The organism is Microbacterium sp. zg.Y909 (assembly GCF_024626565.1).
The window spans coordinates 1-9,623 of sequence record NZ_JANJFJ010000046.1 but is presented as its reverse complement, the minus strand read 5'-3'; the positions used below and the strand labels follow the sequence as shown (position 1 = coordinate 9,623).

Sequence of the window (9,623 nt, the reverse complement as noted above, 5' to 3'; positions counted from 1 at the left end):
ATCAATGAAGATCGCCACCACATCGGTGGCCTTCGTCGGCCTCTTCGCCCTCGCGGCGTGCACGACCGACCCCGCGGTGGCGCCGCCGGACGCCACCGGATCCGGTGACGCGGCGGCGCCGGCCGGGAACGAGTGGTTCGACCAGGAGCTCTTCGACGCCCAGTTCGCCCAGCGCGAGGTGGAACCCGCCGGCCCCGAGGACGAGCCGTACCTGCAGCACATCGACGCGGAAATGGTCGACACCGCGCAGTACGCCAGCGACGGTGCGAAGAAGGCGTGCTTCGCCAACGCGTCGATCTCCAACCCGTGGCGTCAGACCGGCTGGATCACGATGAACCAGCAGCTGAAGGCGCTGCAGGACGCGGGCGTCATCAGTGAGATGGAGACCCGCGACGCGCAGGACTCCGACGACACCCAGATCGCCGACATCGACTACTTCATCGCCGAGGGTGACTGCGACGTGTTCGTCATCTCGCCCAACTCCACGGCGGCCATGACGCCCGCCGTCGAACGCGCCTGCGAGACCGGCAAGCCGGTGATCGTGTTCGATCGGGGCGTGAACACGGATTGCCCGGTGACCTTCATCCACCCGATCGGCGGGTTCGCGTGGGGCATCGACACCGCCCAGTTCCTCATCGACAACCTGCAGGAGGGCGACAAGGTCGTGGCGCTGCGGATCCTCCCGGGCGTCGATGTGCTCGAGCATCGCTGGGCGGCGGCGGAGAAGCTCTTCGACGAGGCCGGCATCGAGGCGGTCGACTACTTCTCCGGCGGCGACCCGGCCGAGATCAAGAACATCCTCAGCGACGAGCTCGCGAAGGGTGACGTGGCAGGTGTCTGGATGGATGCCGGCGACGGCGCCGTGGCCGCTATCGAGGCGTTCGAGGACGCCGGCGCGGATTACCCCGTCATGACGGGGGAGGACGAGATGAGCTTCCTGCGCAAGTGGCAGGACACGGGCCTCACGGGCCTGGCGCCCGTGTACTCCAACTTCCAGTGGCGCACGCCCCTGCTGGCGATCCAGAGCATCTTCGCCGGGGAGGAGATCCCCAAGGAGTGGGTGCTGCCGCAGAGCCCCATCACCGAGGACGAACTCGACCGCTACCTCACCGAGAACGAGGGCATGCCCGACGGTCACTACGCCAAGTTCGGCGGTGAGAACCTCCCGGGCTACCCGGAGGTCTGGCAGCAGCGTCAGATGCCCTGACGACATGCATCGGATCATCGGCGTCAACACCTGGGTGTGGACCTCGCCGCTGACGGATGAGTCGCTCGACCGCCTCGCTCCCCGCATCGCTGCGATGGGGTTCGGGGCGGTCGAGCTGCCGCTCGAAAGCGTCGGCGACTGGTCGGCATCGCGAGCGCGGGACCTGCTCGACGCGCTCGGGCTGCGCGGTGTCGTCGTCGGGGCGATGGGACCAGGGCGCTCCCTGCTCGAGCGGGCGGGAAACGTCGCGGCCACCCAGCAGTACCTCCGCGTCTGCATCGAGGCGGCCCGCGTGCTCGGGAGCCCCGTCGTGGCCGGGCCCCTCTACGCCCCCACGGGGGTCACCTGGCGGATGAGCGCCGCGGAGCGGGAGGATGCCGCCGCGCAGCTTCGCCGCAACCTCGCGCCCCTGGCCGAGCTCGCCGTCGACAGCGGGATCACGCTCGCGATCGAGCCCCTCAACCGCTACGAGACGAGCGTGGTGAACACCGTGGGGCAGGCGCTGGAGGTGTTCGGGCCGCTGCTGGGGTCGGGCGTGGGCCTGGCGCTGGACACCTACCACCTCAACATCGAGGAGAAGCGCCCCACCGACGCCATCCGTGCCGCCGGAAGCGCCATCGCCCACGTGCAGGTGTGCGGCAACGACCGGGGCCCGGTCGGAGACGACCACACCGACTGGCCGGCGGTGCTCGACGCACTCGACGACGCGGGATACGACGGGATCCTGGGCGTGGAGAGCTTCACGGGGGAAAATGCCACCATCGCCGTCGCGGCATCTGTGTGGCGTCCGCTCGCGGCATCCCAGGATGCGCTGGCGGAAAGATCGCTGGCCTATCTCACCGCGCTGGACGAACAGCGCTGACCCCGCGTCGCCGACGATGCGGGCACCACTTGCGAAGGAGCACACATGGCACACCACCCCGTCACCCTCTTCACCGGCCAGTGGGCCGACCTGCCCTTCGAGGAGGTCGCGCGCCTGGCCGCGGGATGGGGCTACGACGGCCTCGAGGTCGCGGCATCCGGGGACCACCTCGACCTGCGGCGGGCCGACGAGGACGACGCCTACCTGCGCTCGCGGCTCGACATACTCGACCGCCACGGGCTGTCGGTCTTCGCCATCTCGCACCACCTGGGCGGGCAGGCGGTGTGCGACGCGCCGATCGACTTCCGTCACAAGGCGATCCTGCGCGACTACGTGTGGGGCGACGGCGAGCCCGAGGGGGTGCGCCGGCGCGCGGCCGAGGACATGAAGCGCGCCGCGCGGGTGGCCCGCAAGCTCGGCGTCGACACCGTCGTCGGGTTCACGGGGTCATCGATCTGGCCGTACGTGGCGATGTTCCCGCCGGTGCCGGCATCCGTCATCGAGGCGGGCTTCGAGGATTTCGCCGCCCGCTGGAACCCGATCCTCGACGTCTTCGACGGGGAGGGGGTGCGGTTCGCGCACGAGGTGCACCCGAGCGAGATCGCGTACGACTACTGGAGCTCGGTGCGGGCGCTGGAGGCGATCGACCATCGCGGCGCGTTCGGGTTCAACTGGGACCCCAGCCACATGATGTGGCAGAACATCGACCCCGTCGGGTTCATCCTCGATTTTCCCGACCGCATCTACCACGTGGACTGCAAGGACACCCGGCTGCGCCCGCGCAACGGCCGCGCCGGAGTGCTGGGTTCGCACCTGCCGTGGGGTGATCCGCGCCGCGGCTGGGACTTCGTCTCGACCGGGCGGGGCGACGTGCCGTGGGAGGACGCCTTCCGCGCCCTCGATGCGATCGGCTACATCGGGCCGATCTCGGTCGAGTGGGAGGATGCCGGCATGGACCGGCTGCACGGGGCCGCGGAGGCCTTGGGGTTCGTGCGCTCGCTGCTGTGGGAGGCTCCGACAGCGTCGTTCGACGCCGCCTTCCAGAACCAGTAGGCGGGGGAGCGCCGGGCCGCGCCGCGCCGCTTGCCGCGCAGCGCCCGCTGCCGCGCACCGCCCGCCCGCCGCCCCCGCAATCGCTGAAACGACATCTGGCGGCCGAGACGGTGGGAAACAACCATGGTCTCGGCCGCCAGATTGGGTCTCACGGTTCAGAAGCCGGGAAAGCGGGTCCCGTCAGGCCGGCGGCGTGCCGGTCGTCAGAGCGCGCAGCAGTTCGGTGAGGTTGCGGATGTCGCCCAGATCCCAGTCCTCGAGAGCGGCGTGCAGCGTGCCTTGATGCGGCGCACGGGCCGCGGCCAGGCGCGCCAGTCCCTCGGGGGTCGGGGACAACAGGCTCGATCGGCCGTCCGCGGGATCCGGCGTGCGCGTGACCAGCCCCAGATCCTCGAGCTCGCGCACTGTGCGGCTCAGCTGTCCCTTGTCGACCGCGAGGGTCTCGGCCAGGGCAGCCTGCGTCACCGGCTCGCAGCGCACGATGCTGGTGAACACCTTGTAGGCGCCGGGCAGCATGCCGGGACTCACCCGGTCGGCGTTCTCGGTGATGATCTTGCGGAAGCGGACGATCAGCTCGCTGAACTCCCCTTCCAGGGCCCGCACCGCCTCGGCGCGTTCCTCGGAGGTCTCCTCGCTCGTCATCGTGACCACCCTACCGGCGCGCATCGCGGGGGCCGGAGGCCTCGTCTGCGGCATCCGTCGGGTCTGCGGCATCCGTCGGGTCCACGACATCCGTCGCGTCCATGACGCGGTTGGATGCCGTGAGGGAGCTCATCCCCTCGGGAACCGAGACCGTCGCGAAGTCGGCCTCCGCGGCGTGCAGGCGCTCGGTGGTGGTCATCGAGGTCAGCGGCGTGCGCGGGAGGAAGACGATCGCGATGAGGCTGACCACGGCGAACGGCACCGCGATGAGGAAGGCGCGCGAGATGCCGTTGGCGTACATCTCCTCGAAGATGACCCGCAGCGCGGCGGGCATGGTCGCGACGGAGGGGAGGGCGCCGGTCTGCAGCTGGGCGGCCCAGACCGGGCCCTGCTCACCGAGGCTCGCCAGGGCGGCGGCGATGTCGTCGGCGCGCTCGGCGACGAGCTCGGTGACGCGCGAGGCGAGGGCGGCGCCCATCACCGACACGCCGATCGTGCCGCCGAGGCTGCGGAAGAACGTCACTCCCGAGCTCGCGACGCCGATCTGCGAGGGCTTGGCGGTGTTCTGCACCACCAGCACGAGGTTCTGCATGGTCATGCCCACACCCGCACCCAGCAGGAACATGTAGATCGACACGAGCGTGAAGTCGGTGTCGTACTCGATCGTCGACAGCAGCGTCGAGCCGGCGGTCAGCAGGACGGCACCGATCACCAGGAACGCCTTCCAGCGGCCCGTCTTGGTGATCAGCGCGCCGATGCCCATCGACGAGATCAGCAGGCCGGCGATCATCGGGATGGTCATGATGCCGGCTTCGGTGGGCGTCGCGCCGCGGGCGAGCTGCATGTACTGGCTGAGGTAGACCGACGCACCGAACATCGCGATGCCGGTGGCGATCGAGGCGATGACCGACAGCGTGAAGGTGCGGTCGCGGAAGAGGGTCAGCGGGATCAGCGGCTCGCGCGAGCGCAGCTCCACCAGCACGAACAGGGCGGCGCCGACGATCGCACCGCCGAGCATGAGTGCCGTCTCGACGCTCCACCACTGGAACGAGTCACCCGCGAGCGACACCCAGATCAGCAGCAGCGACACCGAGACCGAAAGGAGCACGATGCCGAGGTAGTCGATGCGGGCCTTCTGCTTCGGCCGCGGCGGCACGTGCAGGTTGCGCTGCACGATGAGCAGGGCCGCGACCGCGACGGGGAGGGCGACGAAGAAGTTCCAGCGCCAGCCCCAGGCATCCGTGATAAGGCCGCCCAGGAGCGGACCGCCCACCGTGGCGACGGCCATGACGGCGCCGAACAGGCCCATGTAGCGGCCGCGTTCGCGCGGGCTGATGATGTCGGCCATGAGCACCTGGCTGAGGGCCGCGAGGCCGCCGGCGCCGATGCCCTGAAGCGCCCGGAAGGCGATGAGCGTCTCGGGGTTCTGCGAGAACCCGGCAGCCGCCGTGGCGAGCACGAAGATCACGATCGCAAGCTGGTACAGCACCTTGCGGTTGGTGAGGTCGGCGAGCTTGCCCCAGATAGGCGTAGAGATCGCGGTCGTCAGCAGCGTCGCGGTGACGACCCACGTGAATGCGGACTGGCCGCCGCCGAGGTCGTGCAGGATGACCGGCAGTGACGTCGAGACCACCGTCGAGGCGAGCATCGACACGAACATGCCCAGGAGCAGCCCCGAGAGGGCTTCGAGGACGCGGCGGTGGGCGAGCTTCTCCGCGGCGGCGGCGGGATCGTTCGGGCGGGGGGACTTCGGCACGGGTCTCCTTGGAATGGATGCGAGACGGTGCGACGACGTTGGCGACCGGAAGTTGATGGACATCAACGGTTGAGACAGGTCAACTGTATCTCCAGGGTTGACGTGAGTCAACCATTTCGGCGGAGGAACGGTCGCCACCGCCGGGGGCGGATACTCACTCGGGAACGCGAGTACTCACTCGGGGACGCGCGTACTCACTCGGCGAGGGCGAGGGCGCGGAAGGGCTCGCGCGGTGCGGTCGGCGGGGCGACGAGGGTGCGGCGCTGCATCGTGCGGTGGTACAGCTCGTCGATGAGGGCGGTGGCGAGCTTCACCAGCTTGCCGATCTCGTACTCGTCGCGGTCCACCCATGCGCACCGCGGCTCGTCGCCGACGGGCACGAAGTCCACGTGCTGCTCCCAGGTCACGAGGGTGCGCTCGGCGCCGAGCACGTGCTGCTGCCACCACACCTGACGCAGGTAGGAGCGCGGAATCGACCGCCAGTGCTTGTTGGTCGTCTTGATCTCGGCCAGGATCACCCGGCCGTTCTTATCGAGTCCGACGCCGTCGGGCGTGGCCAGGTGCCGTTTCTCGACCACGGCGTGGAACAGCGCCGACGACGGCTGGATGCCGTGGGTCGCGGCGACCCAGCGGGCGATCTCCGGCTCGCGGCGGCGTCCGTGATCGGTGTAGGCGTTGCCCGAGAATCCCGATCCGAGCAGCTTGGCGTCGGCGGCGCGGGCGATCGCCTTCTCGGATGTCAGCGCCGCGACATCCGTTGCCGTGATGCCGCGCGAGCGCGCCCGCACCCACGCCACGCGGTCGCGGGAATCCGCGACGATGCGAGCGGAGAGTTCGGGGGTCACACATCGACCCTAAACCCGGCCGCCGACGGTATCCGCCCTCCACGCCGCTCGGCGGCGGGTCGGATCTCGTCGGCCGGGCGCGCCGCAGCCGGTCAGGTGCGGGCGCGGCGCATCCGCCGTTCGTAGCCCAGTGGATCGCGATGGCTGTAGCCCACCTGAATGCGCTGGATGCCACCGAACTGCCCGATCGTCACCGCAACGAACAGCACCGACCACAGCACCGCGATGACCGCGAGAGTCGGGTCGGGGTCGACGGCGGTGGCGTAGAAGATCATCGACAGCGAGAACACCGCCGCCAGAAATGCGCCCACCGATGAGATCACCCGGATGAGCAGGTCGGGGGAGTAGGCGAGGAAGCGCACCGCGAAATAATCACCCGGGACGGGACGGCGCGCGCCCGACAGGTACGGCAGCGCTGCCCAGAAGGCCGTGGCCCGGGCAAGGCGCCGTCCTGACAGATGCAGTCGCCACAGCAGCAGAGTCGAGGGCAGTGCGAGCGCAAGGGCGATCACGACACCGACGGCGCCGGAGAGTGCAGCCGTCGCTGGATCTGTGCCCGCCACCGACAACCCGAAGCCGGCGAAGATCGCGGCCAGCCCGGCGGCGGCATCCCCCGTCGTGCCCAGCAGCCCGAGCAGCCACCGTGACGTTCGGCCGTAATCCGCCCGCACGGCCTCGGTGGCCGCGTCCACGCCGGCGATGTTCATGCCCTGCGGCACGGTGGCGACCTCGCCCGCGGCCCGCGCGCGCTCCGCCGTTTCCACAAGGGGGAGCGTCGCGGGCTGGATCATTGCGAACACGTCAGTCTCCTGGGGGGACGGAAGCGGCCAGAATATCGGGCCCGGGGTAGGCCGGCGCCTCCTGGTCGGGATCGAGCAAGGTCGTGGAATCCAGTGCGAGCGCGGCGTAGGGCGCAAGGGCGTCGAGGTGCTCGGGGTCAGGGGTCAGCGCCACCACGAACACATGACCGCTCGCGTCGGGGAGCGGCACATCGGCGAGGATGACCCCGACCTCGTCCCCGTTCGGCAGAAGGTAACGGCTGGTGCTCGACCACCCGTTACGGCCGTCGAGGGCGACGAACGATTCCGTCTGCACATCGTCGCCGATGCGGACGAGGCCCGACAGGCTCCCCGCCATTCGCGCCGCCCGTGCGTCTTCGGGGGAGGGGAGGATCGTCGTGCCGATGAAGAACACCGTGGGCGTCTCCGAGATCCAGGGGAAGATTCCGGCGAAGGTGAACGCGAAAGGCGCTGCGCGCAGCACATCGCGGCCCGCACGGAAGCCTTGCGTCAGTCCGGCACGCGTCTCGTCGTCCACCGCGTCGCCTGCGGCGGCCAGGTACTGCTGCCACCAGCCCTCGGCGACGGCGTCGTCACGGAAAGCCGCCAGCTCGATCCAGCCCTGCGGCACCCGCTGCCACGGTATGCGCGGCTCAGTCGCGGCCACGCTCGGCCAGTTCCGCATCGGTGCGCGGGCCGTCGCCGGAGGCGAGGTTGCGCACGCGCTCGCCGAGGTTGACCGCGGGCTGGGTCATCGCGCCGACCATGTCGGTGCCGGACATATGCGCCTCCGTGAGCTTGGTCGACATCCACAGGGTGTTGGCCTGCAGGGCGATCGGGTTGAAACGCAAGGCGAGCGTGAGGCTGCCGGCTGCGGCGGCCGAACCGCCGCCCGCGAGAGCCAGGCCTCCGCCGCCCTGGATCACCGGGATCAGCACCTGGCGGGTGCCGTTGCCCAGCGCGGTGCCGAGTTTACCCAGCGCACCGCCGAGTGCGAGCCCGGCGAGCCCCATGACGAAGTCGCCGGCCGCGCCCTCCTCCCCGCGCAGCGCCTGCAGGCCGTCGATCGCGACCGAGGCGATCGCGAGCCCCAGCGCGATGGCGCCGATGGCCTGCCCCACCCCCGGGATGAACGCCGCGAACAGGGCGACGACCGCCATGATCGGACCGATGGTGTCGATGATGTCCTCGAGGATGGGCATCACGTTGTCCATGAACCAGTCCGCGGCATCGGCTATCGAGTCGCCCACGCCGCTGACGAAGTCCTTGAACTTGTCCCAGTTGCTGCCCGAGTACTTGGAGATGATCTCCGAGCTGCCCTGAAGCGCCTGGGCGCAGACCGTGGCGCACCCCTCGACCTCGGACTGCAGCGTCCGCGCGCGACGGCGGATGCCGTCGAGATCGCCTTGCGCGCTCTCGGCGAGCCGCAGGGCGAGGGCCAGGTCGTCGCCGGCGCCTTCCGCCAGCGGGTCGGCGCGGTACTGCGAGGTCGTGGTCGCCAGCGAGCTCTGGCGGCTGGCGAGCGTGGCCTGCGCCACGCGGGCCTGTTCTTCCAGGCGGGCTGCGCGCGCCTGGAAGTCGGCGAGCCGGTCGGCCCACTCCGTCAGCGACCCCCGGGAATCCTCGAAGGCGGTGCGGATGTCGAGCAGGTGGGGGCGGAACTCCGAATCCAACGACGAGCGGAAGGCGTCGGCGGTCATGCCCTGCCACTCCGCGGAATCCCCGCCTCTCATGAGGTCCAGTGCATCGTCGGCGCTCCGACGGCCCGTCTCCAACTGCTCGGCGAAGGAACGCACCGCCGCGACATCGCCCGGCGCCGGGTCGAACCCGAGCGCGGCGAATGCGCTCACCGCGCACCACCGGGTCGGTGCGACGCGGCCTGCGACGGCGGCGTGCTGAGCGCGTCGGCGAGCGCGTCGTCGGTGCCCTCGAACGCGTCGGCGACGCCGTTGAGCGCGGTCGCCGCACCGCCGGCGTATTCGCCGAGCTTCTTCAGCCCGATACCCCACGAGCTCCCGAGCTCGTCCAGTCGGCTGCGAAGGTCTGCGTGGGCCACGCTCGCCCCCGAAATCGACGCGAATCCGCTTGTCGCAGCCTCCAGGCGTTGACCGATGTCCGAAAGCGTCGCCTGCGTCCGCCGCAGCGCCTCTGTGTCCACTCTGAGATCCGGCATCAGCTCTCCTCCCTGCTCGCACTCAGCGTAGGAACGGTGCGGGGGAGAGGGGGATGGGGAGAAGTCCCCAATTCTGGGGCCAGGGCGGATTTTGCCGCATGGAGCGTACGACGTATGCTGGGACACAAGCCAAAGACCGTCGGTCATCGGTGTGCGCGCAAGCGCATCACGATCGAAGCTCTGCACAGCAGGGGCCCACGCAGGTGTACAGAACGATTCTCAGGAATTCAGCTCCGTGCGCTTGCGCCGGAGCTTTTTTGTTGTGAGGGAGCGACGGGCTGAGGTCGACGCCCGCCACCGCGGAGC

10 protein-coding genes are annotated in these 9,623 nt (G+C 70.0%); 3 read left to right on the top strand and 7 right to left on the bottom strand.

What is annotated here, in order from left to right:
• Positions 1 to 4 precede the first annotated feature (4 nt).
• From NQ160_RS05850 to NQ160_RS05840, 3 genes are read left to right on the top strand one after another with little or no spacing between them, the layout of a single operon-like run.
• On the top strand, positions 5 to 1,207 hold the full coding sequence (locus NQ160_RS05850) for a substrate-binding domain-containing protein (RefSeq protein WP_257514292.1): 1,203 nt from the start codon (positions 5 to 7) through the stop codon (positions 1,205 to 1,207).
• A gap of 4 nt (positions 1,208 to 1,211) precedes the next feature.
• Entirely contained in the window at positions 1,212 to 2,069 is an 858-nt protein-coding gene (locus tag NQ160_RS05845) for a sugar phosphate isomerase/epimerase family protein (protein ID WP_257514291.1), read from the top strand.
• Between the two features lie 45 nt (positions 2,070 to 2,114).
• Positions 2,115 to 3,122 (top strand): sugar phosphate isomerase/epimerase family protein, encoded by a 1,008-nt coding sequence (locus tag NQ160_RS05840; protein ID WP_257514290.1) that lies wholly within the window; start codon positions 2,115 to 2,117, stop codon positions 3,120 to 3,122.
• Positions 3,123 to 3,302: 180 nt separating this feature from the next.
• Here NQ160_RS05840 and NQ160_RS05835 read toward each other — a convergent pair whose 3' ends face one another.
• From NQ160_RS05835 to NQ160_RS05805, 7 genes are all read right to left on the bottom strand, one after another.
• On the bottom strand, positions 3,303 to 3,764 hold the full coding sequence (locus NQ160_RS05835; protein ID WP_257514289.1) for a MarR family winged helix-turn-helix transcriptional regulator: 462 nt from the start codon (positions 3,762 to 3,764) through the stop codon (positions 3,303 to 3,305).
• 10 nt (positions 3,765 to 3,774) lie between these two features.
• The gene (locus NQ160_RS05830; protein WP_374113634.1) at positions 3,775 to 5,583 is read right to left on the bottom strand and encodes an MDR family MFS transporter; all 1,809 of its coding nucleotides are present in this window, start codon (positions 5,581 to 5,583) and stop codon (positions 3,775 to 3,777) included.
• Between the two features lie 131 nt (positions 5,584 to 5,714).
• Positions 5,715 to 6,365: a YqaJ viral recombinase family protein gene (locus NQ160_RS05825; RefSeq protein ID WP_257514287.1), complete on the bottom strand. Its 651-nt coding sequence runs from the start codon at positions 6,363 to 6,365 to the stop codon at positions 5,715 to 5,717.
• Positions 6,366 to 6,457: 92 nt separating this feature from the next.
• Positions 6,458 to 7,165 (bottom strand): hypothetical protein, encoded by a 708-nt coding sequence (locus NQ160_RS05820; RefSeq protein ID WP_257514286.1) that lies wholly within the window; start codon positions 7,163 to 7,165, stop codon positions 6,458 to 6,460.
• A 1-nt stretch (position 7,166) separates the two neighbouring features.
• The gene (locus NQ160_RS05815; protein ID WP_257514285.1) at positions 7,167 to 7,775 is read right to left on the bottom strand and encodes a hypothetical protein; all 609 of its coding nucleotides are present in this window, start codon (positions 7,773 to 7,775) and stop codon (positions 7,167 to 7,169) included.
• 22 nt (positions 7,776 to 7,797) lie between these two features.
• A complete protein-coding gene (locus NQ160_RS05810; RefSeq protein ID WP_257514284.1) occupies positions 7,798 to 8,994 on the bottom strand; it encodes a putative T7SS-secreted protein in 1,197 nt (398 codons plus the stop codon).
• Positions 8,991 to 9,317 carry a hypothetical protein gene (locus tag NQ160_RS05805; protein ID WP_257514283.1) on the bottom strand — a complete coding sequence of 109 codons (327 nt, stop codon included), beginning with the start codon at positions 9,315 to 9,317 and terminating at the stop codon, positions 8,991 to 8,993. The genes NQ160_RS05810 and NQ160_RS05805 overlap by 4 nt, the downstream gene beginning before the upstream one ends.
• Between the last annotated feature and the right edge of the window lie 306 nt (positions 9,318 to 9,623).